Origin of the sequence: Hymenobacter sp. YC55, from assembly GCF_029433095.1 — a bacterium.
Taxonomy (GTDB): domain Bacteria; phylum Bacteroidota; class Bacteroidia; order Cytophagales; family Hymenobacteraceae; genus Hymenobacter.
This window is the reverse complement of record NZ_JARNTX010000012.1, coordinates 36,582-53,395: the sequence shown is the minus strand read 5'-3', so window position 1 is coordinate 53,395 and position 16,814 is coordinate 36,582. Positions and strand designations below refer to the sequence as shown.

The window sequence follows — 16,814 nt, the reverse complement described above, 5'->3', positions numbered from 1 at the left end:
AATCCTTTTACTACCCCTCTTGTGTCTTTATCTACAGCGGCCGTGAAGCCCCAGTTTCTGATTGCGGCGCCTAGCAGCGGCAGCGGCAAAACGACCCTCACGCTAGGGCTACTGCGGGCCCTGGCCCGGCGGGGCCTCACGGTGCAGCCTTTCAAGTGCGGGCCCGACTACCTCGATACCCACCACCACACCCAGTCCGCTGGCCGCCCCAGCCTCAACCTGGATTTGTTTATGGCATCGGCCACGCACGCTCAGGCTACTTACGCCCACTACACTGCCCGCGCCGACGTGGCCGTGGTGGAAGGCGTGATGGGCCTTTTCGATGGGGCCGACCGCATGCAGGGCAGCGCGGCAGCCGTGGCCGAATTGCTTGATATCCCGGTTATTCTGGTAGTGAATGCCAAAGCCATGGCCTATTCGGTGGCCCCGCTGCTGTTTGGGTTCAAGAACTTCTATCCGGGCATCAAGCTGGTGGGGGCCATTTTCAACTTTGTCAACACCGCTTCGCACTACCACTTTCTGCGCGAAGCCTGTGAAGATGTAGGCGTAACCGCCCTCGGCTACCTGCCCAATAACCCGGCCTTTGCCATTCCTTCCCGCCACTTGGGATTGTCGATTGACACCGACATTCAGTACGAAGCCATTGTGGAAGCCTTGGCTGATGCGCTACCCCAAACGGTAGACCTAAACCAATTGCTGGCCGTTACCAGCACATCTGTTCCGGCCTCGCCACCTGCTTTAGCGGCCATGCCCGTTGGGCACCGCCGCATCGCCGTGGCCAGTGATGCTGCCTTTAGCTTCACCTACCTCCAGAATTTGCAGGTGCTAAGCGAGTTTGGCGAGGTGGTGTACTTCAGCCCGCTGACGGATGCAGAACTCCCCGCCAGCACCGATTTTCTGTACCTACCCGGCGGCTATCCTGAGCTGTTTGCCGAGGCGCTAAGCGCCAACACCACCATGCGGGAAAGCATAGCGACGTACTGCGTCGGCGGCGGAGTGGCTTACGCCGAGTGCGGTGGCCTCATGTACCTAGGTAGGGCCATTACCACTGCTCAGGGTCAATCTTTCCCTATGGTGGGGGCGCTGCTTGGCGCTACCTCCATGGAAAAGGCCAGAATGACCCTAGGATACCGCGCCCTGTCTTGGAATGATCTGACTATTAAAGGCCACGAATTCCATTACTCTCGGCTGGAAGACGAAGGCCTGACCGCTGCCCCCATCGGTGTCACCAATGCGAAAGGAGTCACGGTGCCCACTCAGGTATACCGCCACGGCAACGTGTGGGCTTCCTACGTGCACCTGTACTGGGGCGAAGACGCCACATTCATCAAGCAACTGCTCGAAGCGAAAAGCTAGCCACCGTGCTTGCGCTGGCTTAGGCGCCACCATAGTGCCCCGACAATGCCGGCTACCATTACCGCGCACACGCTGTGGTTGAGGCGGGCCACCCGGTTGATTTCGTCGGGTGCTATTAAGCGTGGGTTATCGCCGATGTATGGTTTGGGCACGAGCTGGCCGTGGTAGTAATTGGGACCCCCGAAGCGGCAGTTAAGCACGCCGGCCATTGCCGCTTCGGGGTAGCCAGAATTAGGGCTTTTGTGTTGATTGCCGTACTGTAGAATAAAGCGCCAGCCCCGCTTGCTCCCGCCCAATGCCGCCAACAGCCCCGCCGTGAGCCGGGCCGGCACTAGGTTAGCTACATCATCAAGGCGGGCAGCAAACTTGCCAAACAGCTCGTAGCGTGGGTTGCGGTAGCCCACCATCGAGTCGAGGGTGTTGACCATCTTGTACGCCATCAGGCCCGGTACACCGGCCAGCGCGTAGTAAAATAGCGGTGCCACCACCCCGTCGCTGAGGTTTTCGGCCAGGCTTTCGAGGACGGCGGTGCGGATTTGCTGAACGTCGAGCTGAGTGGTGTCGCGGCCCACGATGCGGGCCAGCTGGCGACGGCCGGCTTCCAAGCCCTCTTGGTCCAGCACCTCGAATACTGCCCGCCCTTCGCGCACCAAACCGGCGTTGGCCAGCCCATAGAACACCCAGGCGCTGTTGATAGCAATTCCCAGAGCTGGTGGTGCTTTCTCCCAAACTTTATCAAGCAGCTTGAACAGGAGGAATGTGCCACCCACTAAGCCGCCGGCCAGCACGGCTCCTTTGCCGAAGCGGTACGGGCCGTGGTTTAGCTCCCGCTCACCGGCTGCAATGAGAGTACCGTAAATACGCACCGGATGGGGCCAGTTTTCGGGGTCGGCCAGCAGCAGGTCGAGCAGGTAGCCCGCTGTTAGGGGTGCAGCTAGGCGGGCGAAAGGGTGGTCCATGCTTGCAGGGCGTTTACGAGGAGTTGATTATCGGTCGGGCTGCGCGTGCCGATGCGGAAGTGGGCCGGCGTGAGTTCCCGGAAGTTGGCCGCGTCCCGAATCAGCAGCCCGTGGTGGGTTACAAGCCAGTGCTTTAGCTCGGCGGCCGTGCCGCGCCGCGTGGCACCCAGAAAGTAATGTGTGTGGCTGGGGAAGATTTCAAGCCCAGCGTTTGCGCTTAGCTGAGCACTCAGCGTGGCCTTATCCGCCAGCAGCTGACTGATGGGTGGCTGCACCCGAGCATAATTCGCGAACAAGAAATGGCCCGCAGCTACCGCCATAGCATTTACTGCCCACGGTGCCTTATGCTGGCGAAGCTGGTGAACAAGTTTCTCCGACGCTACCACGTAGCCAAGCCGCAAGCCCGGAATAGCGTAGACCTTGGTCAAGGAGCGCATGATCAGTAGATTATCAAACTGCTCCAGCAAGGGAATAGCCGACGAGATGCTGGCTGTGAATTCAATAAAAGCCTCATCGAGCACGAACAAGGTGCGTGGGTTGGCGGCCAGCAAACCAGTCAGCACCTCCGGAGTCAGCACGCTGCCCGTCGGGTTGTTGGGGTTGCAAACAAACAGCAACTCACTACCTATAGAACTGTCGAGTTGCAAGTCTTCCCAAGCCAGAAAGTGTAACTGGTGGCGGTGCAGGCGGCAAGCGTCTTCGTACTCGGCAAAGGCGGGGGTAAGCACCGTGCTGCGCTGCCCAGCCCAGGTTTGTGCTACCAAGTAAATGCTCTCCGTGGTGCCGCTGCTTACCAGCACCTGCGCCGGCGACACGCCGTGGTGAGCGGCTATCTGGTCCGACAGGCTTTCGGCTAGCACCTCGGGGTAGCGGTTCACGTTGGCCCACTGGCTGAACACATAGTCTTTCAAGCCGGCCGGCTCACCCCCGTACCATACGTTGGTACTAAAATCGGCTACGATAGGGGAGGAGTGGCGGTAGCCGTCGTCGCCGTGGCCGTGCAGCATAAAACAGAGGTAAAGTACATCAAGGTTGCAGTGCGGCGTAAATCTGCGGCATATCTACGTTCTCGCGGATAAGAGCCGCCAAGCGGTTGAACTGCTCGTCTTTGAAAGCCGCAAAATCAAACGGCGCACTCGTCACTGCTTTTGCGTAGGGCGCTAACAACTGGTCTACCACGACGGGGTTGTCGAGGATGCCGTGCAGGTAGGTGCCCCAGCAGCTTGGGCCAGCAAAATAGCCGTCGGGGGTACCATTAGCGAGGGTAGCCACGGGCTGCGCAGGGCCATCAGTGGTAGTAGTGCCCATGTGAATTTCGTAGCCCTGGCAGTCGGCTGAGGCTTGGTCGCGGAAGGCGAAGCGCCGCTGTTCGGTGGTTTTCGTGCCCTGCAATACGGTGCGTACGGGCAGCAGCCCGAGGCCGGCAGTAGCGGCCACGTGGCTTTCCATGCCCGCGGGGTCTTCCACTGAGCGGCCTAGCATCTGGTAACCACCGCAAATGCCCACCACGGTTTTGCCGGCGCGGTGTGCCTGCACGATGGCCGCGGCCAAGCCGCTGTTTTTCAGTGTTATCAGGTCGTCGATGGTATTCTTGCTGCCAGGCAGGATAATAATGTCGGCTTCGGTTATTTCGCTGGCGTCGTGGGTGTAGAACAGGTGCACGCGCGGGTCGTGGCCGAGTACGTCGAAGTCGGTGAAGTTGGACATGCGGCCTAACAGTACCACAGCCACCTGCACGCGGCTGGCAGGCCCCGTGCCACGCTGCTTGCGAGCCAGCGCCACCGAGTCTTCTTCTTCCAGAAAAATGTCGCGGAAGTAGGGCAGCACGCCCACCACGGGCACCCCCGTCAGGGCTTCCAGCTGCTGGCGGCCGTCGGCAAACAGCCGGGCATCACCCCGGAACTTGTTGATCAGAATGCCTTTGATGCAGGCTTTTTCCTCGGGTTCCAACAGGGCCAGCGTGCCGTACACACTGCCGAATACGCCGCCTCGGTCAATGTCAGCAATCAGGTAGGTAGCGGCACCAGCGTGGCGAGCCATGCGTAAGTTGGTGATGTCACGCCGCTTCAAATTCAGCTCCGAAATGCTGCCTGCACCTTCCAGCACCACCGGCGAAAAGCGCGCGGCCAGCCGGTCGAAAGCTTGAGTTGCGGCCACAAACAGCTCGTGTCGGTCATTTTCGCGGAAGTACTCATAGGCCGACTGCGTGCCGATGGGCTGGCCGTTGAGCACCACTTGTGAGGCTTGGTCGGAGGTGGGCTTGAGCAGCACCGGGTTCATATCGACGTGGCAGGGCACGCCGGCGGCTTCCGCTTGCATGGCCTGCGCCCGCCCGATTTCCAAGCCTTCGGGCGTGGCATAGCTGTTCAACGACATGTTCTGAGCCTTGAACGGGGCTGGCCGGTAGCCGTCTTGCCGGAAAATTCGACAAAACCCGGCTGTGATAACGCTTTTGCCCACGTCGGAAGCGGTGCCGACAAACATGATGGGACGAAGCATAAGACAAGAACAACCAGTGGTAAGAACGCTAAAGGTAGGGCTTGAACTGATTCAAGACAGTGCCTCTCTTCAAAAGCCCAGAAACGCCTGTACTACAAGTAAACACTGACTCTACTGGCACTTATAACCGTGTGTCAAGCATGCCCGAGCCTAAACTTTGTCGGATATCAGGGCAGAGCAGTATGGGTTTCCATTGCAACTTCACTGGTGCCATGCCGGTGAAGCTGCTACATAAAGGCAAGAGGGACAGGTGTCTATAGCTGATGTCAAGTACTGCTCAGACAAGGTCAGCAGCGGGATACGGCCTTATTCAGTGCCGGCGGTGCAGATTTCTCTTTAGCTTACGCCCGTTACCAAACGAACCTCTGTTCATGCAAGTCCTTTTGCTTTCCGCTGTCTTAGCCCTAGGCGCTTTCTCGGTTTCGGCGCAGTCCCTGCCTGCCATGCGCTGGTTGAATGCCCCGAAAAAAGCTACTATCACCGCCTCCAAGGTGCAGGTGCAAGTTGACGGCGGTACTGATTTTTGGCGGGTCACGCATTACGGCTTCATCCGCGACAATGGGCACTTTCTCTACCAAGAACACGAAGGTGATTTTGTGGCGAAAGTGAAGGTAGTAGGACACTACCAAGACCTCTACGACCAAGCTGGACTCATGATCCGCTTGGACGAGAAAAACTGGATCAAAACCGGTATCGAGTACGTCAAAGGGGTCCAGAACGTAAGCGCTGTTGTTACGCGTGAGGTATCCGACTGGTCGGTGGTGCCGCGGCAAGACAGTCCGGCCGCCGTGTGGCTCACCTTGTTGCGCAAGGGCGACTATGTGGAAATCCAGTACTCTTTCGATAACAAGGATTTTCGGATGCTACGCCTAGCTTACTTCCCCCCCACACCGGGTAAAAAAGTGCAGATTGGCCTTATGTGCGCCGCCCCCGATGGCAAGGGCTTTCCGGTCGAATTCGAGGACTTTTCTATCAGCAAGCCTCCTGTCACCAAATAAATTGTCAAGCGCAATACCAAAGAGCTAGGCTTCGTAGCCGCCGGCACCGACAGAATACGTTTGTTGAAGTGGGCAATTCAAGCCTGTAGTCTGCTCTGTCGGATTTCATAGTTTAATTCAACCGCTATTCTGAAAAACAACTTTTTCCCGAATAGCTGCTATTTTACGACCCGCCTAAGCTTTCGTCAGCGAGGTGGTTGAAGCTAGTGTAGCCTTAACCACGAGGGCCAGCATTATGTAGTAGGTGCGTTGCCAAGCAAGTCAATCGATTGTTTGCTTAGCTCGATTACTTTTCTGCTAATGGTTACCCTCCGGAATGCTGCAAGTTGAATTTGACCTCTAACCATTTCATAAATAAGAATTCCCCATCCTGAATGATCAGCCTAAACTTCACACGAACACTAGCGACTTCGGCCGCTTTCAAGATGCCTTTTTTGCACCGGCAAACGTTTGCAAAGCTAGCAGCCGCGGTTGGCATAGGTCTCGGTTATGGGGCTTCGTCCACAGTATCAGCACAGACGATACCCGTAACCGTACAAGCTGGCGACCCCAAACAAGTTATCAGCAAACACATCTACGGGCATTTTGCTGAACACTTGGGCCGCTGCATCTATGACGGTTTCTGGGTTGATGAGCAGCTGAACGTACCCAAGCAAGGCCGGATTCGAATGGATATTGTGGAGGCGCTGCGCAAGATTAAGGTGCCGAACCTACGCTGGCCTGGTGGTTGCTTCGCCGATACCTACCATTGGCGCGACGGCATAGGCCCTACGGCTCAGCGGCCCAAAATGCTGAACATGTGGTGGGGCAACAACCTGGAAGACAACAGCTTCGGAACCCACGAGTTTTTAGAGCTGTGTAAGCTGCTTAACACTGAGCCCTATCTGGCGGCCAACGTGGGCAGCGGCACCGTGCAGGAAATGGCTGGCTGGATGGAGTACCTCAATTCCAACGACGACACGCCTCTGGTGCTGGAGCGCCGGAAAAATGGGCAAGCTGAACCTTACAAGGTCAGCTGGTGGGGCATCGGCAACGAGAGCTGGGGCTGCGGCGGCAACATGACGGCCGAATACTACACCGACGTGTACAAGCGCTACGCCACTTTTGCCCACAGCTACCCAGCTTCGCCCCCGCTCAAGAAAATTGTGAGCGGAGCCAACGGCGACGATGCGCACTGGACTGAGACGTGCATGAAGAACATTCCGCTCAACCAAATGTGGGGCCTTACGCTGCACCAATACACACTGCCCACGGGCAGCTGGACGGGCAGCAAGGGCAAAGCCACCGGCTTTACGGAGCAGGAGTACTTCAACACCATGAAGAACTGCCTGAAAATGGACGCGGTGGTAGCCAAGCACGCCGCCATCATGGACAAGTACGACAAAGACAAGAAGGTGGCCTTGCTCGTGGACGAGTGGGGTGTGTGGACCGATGTGGAGCCTGGCACCAATCCTGGCTTTCTGTACCAGCAAAACTCGTTGCGCGACGCCTTGGTAGCGGGCACCACGCTCAACATCTTCAACAACCACTGCGACCGGGTGCGTGGGGCCAACCTGGCCCAGGCCGTGAACGTGCTGCAAGCCTTGGTGCTCACCAATAAAGAGAAGGTGCTGCTCACACCCACCTACCACGTCTTCGACCTTTATCAGGTGCACCAGGATGCGCAGTACTTGCCCTTACAATTCACCAGCCCCGAGTACGAACTAGACGGCCAGAAGCTGCCCGCTCTCAACGCCTCGGCCTCGAAGGATGCCAGCGGCGCAGTGCATATCTCGCTGGTAAATCTGGATACCAAGAAGACGCTGAAGCTGGAAACGACTCTAGCTGGCGTGAATTGGAAAACCGTTTCGGGGCGCATTCTGACCTCTTCTAAAGTCAACGATTACAATACGTTCGAGAATCCGAACAAGGTGAAGCTTGCCAGCTTCGGCGGGGCTAAGAAGCGCGGCGGCAATCTAGCTGTAGAGCTGCCCCCTCAGTCGGTGGTAGTGCTGGAGCTGAAATAGGTTATTGCCTCGGGCACACTGCTTGAAAAGCTAGTGACTAGCTAAGGACTAGTGCTTTCCAGCTGCTTAAGCTAGCCCGAAAAGGCTCTTGCAAAACTGAAAATCAGACGGTGCTCGGCAGCCGAGGTTACTACCCACCAAGCTGCTGAGCCCAGTTACTTGAAGCGACGGTGACGGCATGTTGTGCTTCCATATGACCACAACACCAACGACCTGTAAAAGACGCTCTCCCACTTTTCCATCTTTATGAAACCACTTAAACCTTTACTTGGCTTGCTGCTGCTCACATTCACGGGCGCTCAATTCGCAAGCAACCACCCAGTGGCCACCCAGCTGGGCATAACCGAACAACTCCCTTTTCAGAACCCTGATCTGCCCATCGACCAGCGCGTCAATGATTTGGTGGGCCGGCTGACGCTGCCCGAAAAGGTTTCGCAGATGCTCAACGCCTCGCCGGCCATTGATCGGCTCGGGATTCCGGCTTACAACTGGTGGAATGAGGCCCTACACGGTGTGGCTCGTACCAGTTTGAAAACCACGGTGTTTCCGCAGGCCATTGGCATGGCCGCTACCTTCGACCAGGATGCCATGTTGCGCATGGCCACCATCACCTCCGACGAAGCGCGGGCCGTGCACCACGAATACGCGCGGCGCGGCGAGCGGGGCATCTACCAAGGCCTAACGTTTTGGACTCCCAACATCAACATCTTCCGTGACCCGCGCTGGGGCCGAGGACAGGAAACCTACGGCGAAGACCCGTATCTGACCGGGCAACTCGGTTCTGCGCTAGTGAAAGGCTTTCAGGGCGACGATCCAAAGTATCTCAAGATTACGGCCTGCGCCAAGCACTTTGCCGTGCACAGCGGACCCGAGCCGTCGCGCCACGAGTTCAACGCCCAAATCAGTGACTATGACTTGTGGGACACCTACCTGCCCGCTTTCCGCGACCTGATTGTGGACGCCAAAGTGGCCGGGGTGATGTGTGCCTACAACGCCTATGCCGGCCAGCCCTGCTGCGGCAGCGACAAGCTCATGAACGACATTCTCTACAAGAAATGGCAGTTCCAAGGCTACGTCACCTCCGACTGCGACGGCCTAAACGACTTCTGGCAGCACCACAAAACCGACCCCGACGCGGCCACGGCAGCGGCCAACGCCGTACTGCACGGCACCGACATCGAGTGCGCCACCGGCAAGCTGTTTACTTATAACTCCTTGCTCGAATCGGTACAAAAAGGGCTCATAACCGAGCAGCAACTCGATGTGTCGGTGAAGCGGCTCTACAAAATCCGCTTTCAGCTAGGTATGTTCGACCCCGTGGAGCGGGTGAAATACGCCCAGATTCCGATGAGCGTGGTGGAAAGCCAGCCGCACCAAGCCCACGCCCTGAAAATGGCCCGCGAATCTGTGGTGCTGCTCAAAAACGAGAAGAACACACTGCCGCTGCGCAAAAACCTAAAAAAGATTGTGGTACTCGGTCCTAACGCCGACAACGACGCCGTGCAGCTCGGCAACTACAACGGCTTCCCAACCAACAACGTGACGCCGCTGGAAGGCATTCGGGCCAAGGTGGGTCCTGGCACGCAAGTGAGCTACATTCAGGGCGTCGATTACGCCAGCAACACTGTCTACGAATCTTTCGACATCAACCAGAACTTAACGTACGGAGGCAAGTCAGGCTTCAAAGCCGAATACTTCAAAGGCACTAATCTGGAAGGCCAGCCGGTAGCTACGCAGCAAGAAGCAGGGTTGGACCGGTACCTAGCCAACGTCAAGCAAGAAATTGTGCCGGGCCTGCCGTCCGAGAATGTGTCGGCCCGCTACCAGACCACGTTCACGCCGACCAAGACCGAGGAAATGGCTTTCCAACTAACCGGCGACGACGGCTACCGGCTGTTTGTTGACGACAAGCTGGTGCTCGACAACTGGAAAAGCCGCGGCGTTTCGACCACCCAGCACACGATGAAAGTACAGGCCGGCCAGAAGCTAAACCTGAAAATCGAATACTTCCAGGCCACAAGCCGCACCATTCTTAAGTTTAGCGGCGCCCACGTAGTGCCCATGAATGCGGCCACCATTAGGGCGCAGGTAAAGGATGCCGACGCGCTGGTATTTGTAGGCGGCATTTCGCCCCGGCTCGAAGGTGAAGAAATGAAAGTGAACGTGGAAGGCTTCAGCGGCGGCGACCGGACCAGCATTGCGTTGCCCAAGGTGCAGACTGAGTTGCTAAAAGTGCTGCACAGCACCGGCAAGCCGGTGGTATTCGTGATGATGACGGGCAGCGCGCTTGGTTGCCCTTGGGAAGCGCAAAACCTGCCGGCCATCGTTAACAGCTGGTACGGCGGACAAGCCACCGGCACTGCCCTAGCTGATGTGCTGTTCGGCGACTATAACCCGGCTGGCCGTCTGCCAGTTACGTTCTACAAGTCGGAAAGCCAACTGCCGGCCTTCGACAACTACAGCATGGCGGGCCGCACGTATCGTTACTTTACCGGGGAGCCACTCTTCCCGTTTGGTCACGGCCTGAGCTACACCACCTTCAGATACAACAACTTGAAAGTGCTGTCGAAGACGGTAACCGGCCAGCCGATTAAGGTTAGCGTGGAAGTGCAAAACACCGGTCAGCGGGCCGGCGACGAGGTGGCGCAACTCTACGTGCGGCATCCGGGCGCCGCGAGCCGCGGGGTGCGCCACGCCCTGCAAGGATTTCGCCGCCTCAACCTCGCGCCGGGCGCCAAGCAAACAGTGGAGTTTACGCTCACGCCACGGCAGCTCTCACGCCTCAATGAGCAGGCCCAGCGGGTCGAGCTTCCCGAGCAAGTGCAGGTATTTGTGGGCGGTAGTCAGCCGCTGGCCGCCGATGTGTCGGCCGGCAAGGTGCTGAAAACCGATCTGACCCTGACCGGAACCCAAGTGAAGCTTGACTAAGAGGTTAATCAGAAGTCGGCGCGCTTCACACCCGCGCCGACTTTCTGTTTACTCTGCCTTAATCCGTTCTCGCATCACTTAAGTAGCGCAGAGCGCCAACCAGAACGCCCACCTTGTTAACGTATGAATTTCTTTACTAGACTTTTGCAGCAGGGCAAGCGCGTTGTCTTGCTGCTTTGCCTGGTGCCTGTCGGCCTGACAAGCGTAACAGCACAAAGTCAGCGTAAACAGGCGACTGCTAGCCAAAAAGGGGCTTTTTACACGGGCAAGTACCCCAATCTGCTCCGGGAAGCCGGCTACAGCCAAGCCGATATCGATAAGAAAGTCGCGAAAGCCTACCACGACGTGTTTGAAGGACCTAATAAGGTGTACTTCGAAGTGGGTGACTCGATGGCCTACGTGTCGGACGTGAAAAACCACGATGCTCGCACCGAAGGCATGTCGTACGGGATGATGGTGGCCGTGCAGCTCAACAAGAAGGAAGTGTTTGACCGTCTCTGGCGCTGGTCGAAGAAGAACTTGCAGCATCAGAGCGGCCCATTGGAAGGCTACTTCGCCTGGAGTTACAGCACTACTACGATGAAGCTCAATTCGGAAGGACCTGCTTCCGATGGGGAGCTGTATTTTGTTACGAGCCTGCTATTTGCGTCCAACCGCTGGGCAATAACACCGGCATCAATTACTACCAAGAGGCCCGCCGGATACTGGATGCCTCATGGAAAAAAGATAGCACTGGCGACGTATACAACCTGATAAACACAGAGCACAAGCAAATATCCTTTGTGCCGGTTGGGGATATGTACACCTGGACCGACCCCTCATATCACCTGCCTGCTTTTCTGGAGGTGTGGGCCACTTACGCCAAGGATGGGCACGAGCAGTTTTACCGGGCGTGCGCCGATACGTCGCGCGCGTTTCTGCACCGCGCCTGCGCCGCCCCTACCGGCCTCAACTACGATTACACCGAGTTCAGTGGGAAGCCCCACGCCACCAAGTGGGCGCCGCCAGCTTTTCGCTACGATTCGTGGCGGGTACCCATGAACATTGCCATGGACTATGTGTGGTTCGGCAAGGACAAAGCTTGGCAGGAGCAATATGCGCGGCGTTTTCAGGGGTTTCTGCGCGGCAAGGGCCTAAATACATTCGAGGACCAATTCAATGTAGATGGCTCGCGGCCCGATTTCATTCTGCCTGCTGGCGACGTCAAAAAGTTGCGACACTCGCTGGGGCTAGTGGCTACCAGCGCATCGGCCTCGCTTATGCGGCAAGACCAAAACCTAGCTTTTGTGCACGCCCTCTGGAACGCCAAGCTAGCGCCCTACGAGGATGCCTACTTTGACCCGTACTACGACGGTCTTCTATACCTGTTCAGTTTGTTGCACTTGAGCGGTAAGTACCAGGCTATCAAACCTGGGCAATAGTAATACAGCCGATACACGGCAATTTCTTGCCTGACCTTACTCCGTATTGCGGCGTCTTTTACTTGGCCCTGTTTCTCGCGTCCGCCTTTGGTTCATTCTTACTAACGCTGGCAAGCCTACACCCTCATTTTCGTTAGTGTATTGAATATGCCGACCCGAACAACAACTTGAGGTAGGCAACAGTCCGCTTAGCCTCAAGGTGGTGATGTAGACGGCGACGGTAACCTCGACTCGGGTTACATATCCCATCAGGGTAGTATGTGTACTCAACATACTGGTCAAGTCGTGCGGGAGAGGTGTGGTAGGCTCCTCATTCCGATGTGATAATCGGGCCACTGGCAGCCGGTGCCTATTCGGTGCGCGTGCAAACCAAGGAGGGAGAGGCGACTAAGCGGCTCATGATGCGCTAAACGCGCGGCTTAGTTAGCGAGGTAACAGATGAATTTCTCTTATCTATTGCCACACATTTCGTAAGAAGCGCAGCCAGTTGCCGTGCATCATATTCTCGATGTCCGGCGTGGTGTAGCCTCGTTTGGCTAGCAGTGTTGGTATAGTTTGCAGATCGGCAATGGTCTCCAAGTCGTAGGGACATTGCTCGCGGCCGAAGGCGCCGTCCAGATCGGTACCCATGCCAACGTGCAGCGTGTTGCCGGCTAACTGGCAGATATGATCGATATGATCGACCAGCACTTCCAGGTTACAGTTCAAGCTTTGCGGAGTTGATACGCCCCTCACCCAGCCGGGTACCATCATCCACGCATCCAAAGCGCCCCCTATCACCGCGCCGCGCGCTATCAGGGCTTTAATCTGCTCGTCGCTGTATTGGCGATTGTGATTCACCAGCGCCCGGCAGTTGTTGTGGCTCGCCCATACGGGGCCATTGAAATGGTCGAGGGCTTCCCAGAAGCTGTCATCACACAAATGAGTTGCGTCGAGAATGATGTTCAGGCGTTCCATTTCCTTCAGCAACTCGTGACCCGCCGGCCCCATGAAACCGGTGGCATCGGTGCCTTGCGCGTAGCGGCCGGGACCGTAGTGCGCGGGGCCTACGGCCCGCAGTCCGTTGCTATATGCCTGCTCCAGGTGGGCTACGGTTATCAAGGAATCGGCACCTTCCAGACTCAAGATGTAGCCAATAGGCTTGTGTTCGGTGGGCGTGTCGTCGGACCAACGCGCTACGTGCTGTTCCAAGGTGGCGCGATTGTTTATCTGCACCATTTCCCCGGATGCTTCCATGGCTTGGTACCACGCAAGTTGGCCTTGCGTTTGGGCCCAAGCCTGCGCCGGCGAGTGCCAACCCGGCAGGGCATTGTCGGGCGCAACGAAGCGGGCAATTTGCGTGGCAACTACCAGCCCAATGTTGCCCTTGCGCAGTTCGGGCAGGCTTACCACTGCCTTTCCTCGGTCGGGCTTATCGGTCAAGCCGGCTTCTCGGGCATTTATGGCTGCCACGGGTTGGGTTAAATCCCGGTTCCATTCCAGCGCGTTCATGCTCAAATCCAGATGGGCATCTACTATCAGCATACGCTAGAACTTGATTTTACGGTCGCGCGCAATGGTTTTCCACTCGCCGGTTAGCTCCTGGTTCTCAATGATAATGGCCCGCTCGTATAAAGCAACGGTAGGACAAATATGATGGGGCAGACCGTAAAGCACGTCGCCTACTTTGTACCCGTGATTGGATCCGGCTTCCAACACCAAGTGCTCTTCACTCTGACTAATTGCTTGTAGTTCCGGAGCATTCAGAAAGGTGACACGCTTATCTAGCGGACTTTCCGCGGCAATGGATTTATGACCCAGATCCACGCACAACTTGGTAGCATCGGGCAGGGAAATAACTCGGCTCAACACCAGCGCTGCGGGCAGAAACGACTGTTCCTCACAGGTTTTCCCGTAGCCACCGTCCCAGTAAATAAACGTTCCGGGGCTGCATTCAACACCTTGGCGGGTGGCATGAATAGGAAATGTGGGGCTTCCACCCGCCACTATAATAGGGTCTAAGCCAACGGCTCGTAGTTGGGTGGCCAGTGCCTCAACTGGTGCAAAAGCTTGGTGGCAACGCTCGGTGCGCACAGTTATGTCCTCGTCGCGAAGGTGACCATCGTAGGCGTGCAACCCCACAATCTTGATGTTGGGCAGAGGCATGCACTGCTCGTACAGGGCAAATGCCGCCGCCGGGGCAATGCCCGACCGGTTCATACCAACGTTCAGGTCGATGAAAACGGGAATGGATACCTCGCTTACTGCGGCTAGGGCGTTGAGGTGCTGGGCCGCGGCGTAGTTATCAATCAGGCATGAAAACTTGGTGTGGGCGTAATGCTTGACCAACTGCACAAAACGCTCCGCTTTGGGCCCAATGGGCTGATAAGCCAGCAGCACGTCGGGCGCGTGACTGAGGGCCAGCATTTCAGCTTCGGCAATGGTGGCGCACTTGAATTTGCGAATACCGGCCGCCATTGTGAGTTGCACGGCTTCCTGCGTTTTATGCGTTTTCACGTGCGGCCGCAACCGGTCTACATCCTCAATACTAGCTTTTAGCTGCGTCAGGTTTTGCTTGACCCGGTCCGGATATACCACTAGTGCAGGCGTATCCAGCTTGTCAACACTAGTAATGCTGAACCACTCTTCCATATTGATGACCGTGCGTGTACTTAAGCTAACTCGAAAAGCGCCTCTATTTCCACCGGAATGTTGTCGGGCAGAGAGCCAAAGCCCACGGCACTGCGCACGCCAACTCCGTTTTCGGGGCCCCACACCTGTGCAAATAGCTCGCTGCAGCCGTTGATAATGTAGGGATGCCTTTCGAAGTCGGGAGTACAGTTGACCATGCCAAGCACTTTGATAACCCGCTTGACTTTGTTTAAGCTGCCAAGGTTGGCAACAATAGTCGATAAAATAGCTAGGCCAACTTGCCGGGCGGCCAACTTACCTTGCTCCATGTCGAGGGCTTCGCCAATGCGGCCAATAATCAGGCTTTTGTCGTCTTGCACGGTTCCGTGCCCCGAAACATACAGGTAGTTGCCGTCAATCAGACAAGGTTTGTAAACACCAAGCGGCGTGGGAGCCGGGGGCAGGCGCAGGCCCGTTTGAGCGAAGTTTTCCTCGGGAGTAGCCATGAAGAGTTAGTAGTGACAAGGTTGAGTAAGCAGCAAATGCTAATGCCTTTGCTGGCACCAAACTAAGCGCGTATGGTAGTGTACAAGTAAGGCAAGTTTCTCCGACCAAAGTAAAAGTACGCTTTGAGTATTCAGAAACTGGCATCGTTACCAAGCAAGCTCAGCAAACGGCACACTCAGCATAGGCTATGGAGTAAGGCTACAATTCTGTTAGTCCACTGCCAAGCCAACCGAATAGCACCACTAGTAAAAAAGCGCGCTGCTCAACTTAGTACCGATAACCTTCACTTATCAGTACTAAGTTGTTTTATACTACTTTCAAGTACAAATTCGCTCGGCTGGCTCATTTACCTATAGGTCTATGGAAAAATCGTCTTCGCTGCCCGTTATCGTGCCCACCCGTACGCATTCCTTGGTGGAACTGCCACCGTCGGTGGCTAGGTACGTCGAAGCTGGCTTGCATGGTGCCGAGAACACCAAACGCGGATACGCCGCCGACCTGCGTAGCTTTCAGGATTACTGCGACCATCATCAGCTACTGCAACTACCAGCTGAAGTTACGACGGTTGCGGGTTACGTGTCACAGCTGGCCGACCGCGGAATGAAGTTAGCAACCATACGGCGGCACGTGGCAGCTATTGCCAAGCTCCACCAATTGGCTGGGCAACCCTCTCCAACCAATCACGAGGCCCTGAACGTGGTACTGGACGGCATTGCCCGGATAGTAGGCAAACGACAACGTCAGGCGCCGGCCTTTACGGTGGCAGAGCTCAAGCAAGCTATTAGGGCTATGGACCTGACTACGCCCACGGGCCTCCGGGACCGGGCCGTGCTACTGCTGGGTTTTGCAGGAGCCTTTCGCCGCTCCGAGTTGGTGGCACTTAATGTTGAAGATGTGGAGTTAACTCGTCAGGCGTTGGTAATACATCTGCGCCAGAGTAAAACCAACCAGTACGGACAGGAAGAAGACAAAGCAGTGTTCTACGCTCCAAGCGCCCACTTCTGTCCGGTGCGAGCAGTACAGGAATGGATTGAGTGTTTGAATAGAACCACTGGCCCGCTGTTCACCCGTATGAGCCGCGGCAACCGGAATCGACCTGCTCAGCCAGGGAAAAACAGGTTAACAGACCAGAGCGTAAATGATTTAGTGCAACGGCATCTAGGAGCTAATTATTCCGCTCACTCTTTGCGTGCTTCATTTGTTACCGTTGCAGTCGAAGCTGGGCAGTCAAACAAGGCCATAAAGAATCAAACCAAACAAAAAACAGACGCCATGATAGAACGATATGCCCGTCTGGATGATGTGAAACGATTCAACGCTGCGCAGCACCTAGGACTATAATCCGCATAAACTGCTCTGTGCTAGTTGGCAACTATTCATATGACAAAAGGAAGGTATCCGTGTTATCGTTAGTCCGGGTATTTCGTTGAAAAACAATACTCCTTTTAACCAACACTTTAGCTTTCCACCTTCATAAAATGAAAGTGGAAAGCGTACGACAGTCTATACAGTTATAGACACGATAATCAT

General features: G+C 56.3%; 13 protein-coding genes. 7 read left to right on the top strand and 6 right to left on the bottom strand.

Annotation, left to right across the window (positions count from 1 at the left end):
* Positions 1 to 21: 21 nt before the first annotated feature.
* Entirely contained in the window at positions 22 to 1,356 is a 1,335-nt protein-coding gene (locus P1X16_RS30605) for a cobyrinate a,c-diamide synthase (protein WP_277236577.1), read from the top strand.
* On the opposite strand, the gene cbiB is transcribed toward P1X16_RS30605, so the two are convergent.
* From cbiB to P1X16_RS30590, 3 genes are read right to left on the bottom strand one after another with little or no spacing between them, the layout of a single operon-like run.
* Positions 1,353 to 2,315 (bottom strand): adenosylcobinamide-phosphate synthase CbiB, encoded by a 963-nt coding sequence (gene cbiB, locus P1X16_RS30600; protein WP_277236576.1) that lies wholly within the window; start codon positions 2,313 to 2,315, stop codon positions 1,353 to 1,355. The two genes, P1X16_RS30605 and cbiB, sit on opposite strands and share 4 nt — an antisense overlap.
* Positions 2,291 to 3,322, bottom strand: a complete 1,032-nt coding sequence (locus P1X16_RS30595; RefSeq protein WP_277236575.1) for a threonine-phosphate decarboxylase — start codon at positions 3,320 to 3,322, stop codon at positions 2,291 to 2,293. Before P1X16_RS30595 ends, cbiB begins: the two co-directional genes overlap by 25 nt.
* Before the next feature lie 19 nt (positions 3,323 to 3,341).
* Entirely contained in the window at positions 3,342 to 4,814 is a 1,473-nt protein-coding gene (locus tag P1X16_RS30590; RefSeq protein WP_277236574.1) for a cobyric acid synthase, read from the bottom strand.
* Between the two features lie 371 nt (positions 4,815 to 5,185).
* Here P1X16_RS30590 and P1X16_RS30585 point away from each other — a divergent pair, with 371 nt between their 5' ends.
* From P1X16_RS30585 to P1X16_RS30565, 5 genes are all read left to right on the top strand, one after another.
* The gene (locus P1X16_RS30585; protein WP_277236573.1) at positions 5,186 to 5,812 is read left to right on the top strand and encodes a DUF1349 domain-containing protein; all 627 of its coding nucleotides are present in this window, start codon (positions 5,186 to 5,188) and stop codon (positions 5,810 to 5,812) included.
* A 425-nt stretch (positions 5,813 to 6,237) separates the two neighbouring features.
* Complete coding sequence (locus P1X16_RS30580; RefSeq protein WP_277236572.1) at positions 6,238 to 7,818, top strand: alpha-L-arabinofuranosidase C-terminal domain-containing protein; 1,581 nt, start codon at positions 6,238 to 6,240, stop codon at positions 7,816 to 7,818.
* Between the two features lie 246 nt (positions 7,819 to 8,064).
* Complete coding sequence (locus tag P1X16_RS30575; protein ID WP_277236571.1) at positions 8,065 to 10,746, top strand: glycoside hydrolase family 3 C-terminal domain-containing protein; 2,682 nt, start codon at positions 8,065 to 8,067, stop codon at positions 10,744 to 10,746.
* Positions 10,747 to 10,869: 123 nt separating this feature from the next.
* Positions 10,870 to 11,499, top strand: coding sequence for a glycosyl hydrolase family 8 (locus tag P1X16_RS30570; protein WP_277236570.1), 630 nt, complete (start codon positions 10,870 to 10,872; stop codon positions 11,497 to 11,499).
* A gap of 44 nt (positions 11,500 to 11,543) precedes the next feature.
* On the top strand, positions 11,544 to 12,167 hold the full coding sequence (locus P1X16_RS30565; RefSeq protein ID WP_277236569.1) for a glycosyl hydrolase family 8: 624 nt from the start codon (positions 11,544 to 11,546) through the stop codon (positions 12,165 to 12,167).
* A gap of 453 nt (positions 12,168 to 12,620) precedes the next feature.
* Here the strand turns inward: P1X16_RS30565 and P1X16_RS30560 are convergent, their stop codons facing one another.
* From P1X16_RS30560 to P1X16_RS30550, 3 genes are read right to left on the bottom strand one after another with little or no spacing between them, the layout of a single operon-like run.
* Positions 12,621 to 13,691: a membrane dipeptidase gene (locus P1X16_RS30560; RefSeq protein ID WP_277236568.1), complete on the bottom strand. Its 1,071-nt coding sequence runs from the start codon at positions 13,689 to 13,691 to the stop codon at positions 12,621 to 12,623.
* A 3-nt stretch (positions 13,692 to 13,694) separates the two neighbouring features.
* The gene (locus tag P1X16_RS30555) at positions 13,695 to 14,798 is read right to left on the bottom strand and encodes a D-TA family PLP-dependent enzyme (protein ID WP_277236567.1); all 1,104 of its coding nucleotides are present in this window, start codon (positions 14,796 to 14,798) and stop codon (positions 13,695 to 13,697) included.
* A 20-nt stretch (positions 14,799 to 14,818) separates the two neighbouring features.
* Entirely contained in the window at positions 14,819 to 15,283 is a 465-nt protein-coding gene (locus P1X16_RS30550; protein WP_277236566.1) for a RidA family protein, read from the bottom strand.
* Between the two features lie 361 nt (positions 15,284 to 15,644).
* On the opposite strand from P1X16_RS30550, the gene P1X16_RS30545 reads away from it, so the two are divergent.
* Positions 15,645 to 16,625 carry a tyrosine-type recombinase/integrase gene (locus P1X16_RS30545; RefSeq protein WP_277236565.1) on the top strand — a complete coding sequence of 327 codons (981 nt, stop codon included), beginning with the start codon at positions 15,645 to 15,647 and terminating at the stop codon, positions 16,623 to 16,625.
* Positions 16,626 to 16,814 lie beyond the last annotated feature (189 nt).

Excerpts from the sequence above, each read along its gene's own strand:
- P1X16_RS30545 (WP_277236565.1), top strand. The coding sequence starts at position 15,645 with ATGGAAAAATCGTCTTCGCTGCCCGTTATCGTGCCCACCCGTACGCAT.
- P1X16_RS30595 (WP_277236575.1), bottom strand. The coding sequence starts at position 3,322 with ATGCTGCACGGCCACGGCGACGACGGCTACCGCCACTCCTCCCCTATC.
- P1X16_RS30565 (WP_277236569.1), top strand. The coding sequence starts at position 11,544 with ATGTACACCTGGACCGACCCCTCATATCACCTGCCTGCTTTTCTGGAG.
- P1X16_RS30550 (WP_277236566.1), bottom strand. The coding sequence starts at position 15,283 with ATGGCTACTCCCGAGGAAAACTTCGCTCAAACGGGCCTGCGCCTGCCC.
- P1X16_RS30575 (WP_277236571.1), top strand. The coding sequence starts at position 8,065 with ATGAAACCACTTAAACCTTTACTTGGCTTGCTGCTGCTCACATTCACG.
- P1X16_RS30580 (WP_277236572.1), top strand. The coding sequence starts at position 6,238 with ATGCCTTTTTTGCACCGGCAAACGTTTGCAAAGCTAGCAGCCGCGGTT.
- P1X16_RS30585 (WP_277236573.1), top strand. The coding sequence starts at position 5,186 with ATGCAAGTCCTTTTGCTTTCCGCTGTCTTAGCCCTAGGCGCTTTCTCG.
- cbiB (WP_277236576.1), bottom strand. The coding sequence starts at position 2,315 with ATGGACCACCCTTTCGCCCGCCTAGCTGCACCCCTAACAGCGGGCTAC.
- P1X16_RS30590 (WP_277236574.1), bottom strand. The coding sequence starts at position 4,814 with ATGCTTCGTCCCATCATGTTTGTCGGCACCGCTTCCGACGTGGGCAAA.
- P1X16_RS30570 (WP_277236570.1), top strand. The coding sequence starts at position 10,870 with ATGAATTTCTTTACTAGACTTTTGCAGCAGGGCAAGCGCGTTGTCTTG.
- P1X16_RS30560 (WP_277236568.1), bottom strand. The coding sequence starts at position 13,691 with ATGCTGATAGTAGATGCCCATCTGGATTTGAGCATGAACGCGCTGGAA.
- P1X16_RS30555 (WP_277236567.1), bottom strand. The coding sequence starts at position 14,798 with ATGGAAGAGTGGTTCAGCATTACTAGTGTTGACAAGCTGGATACGCCT.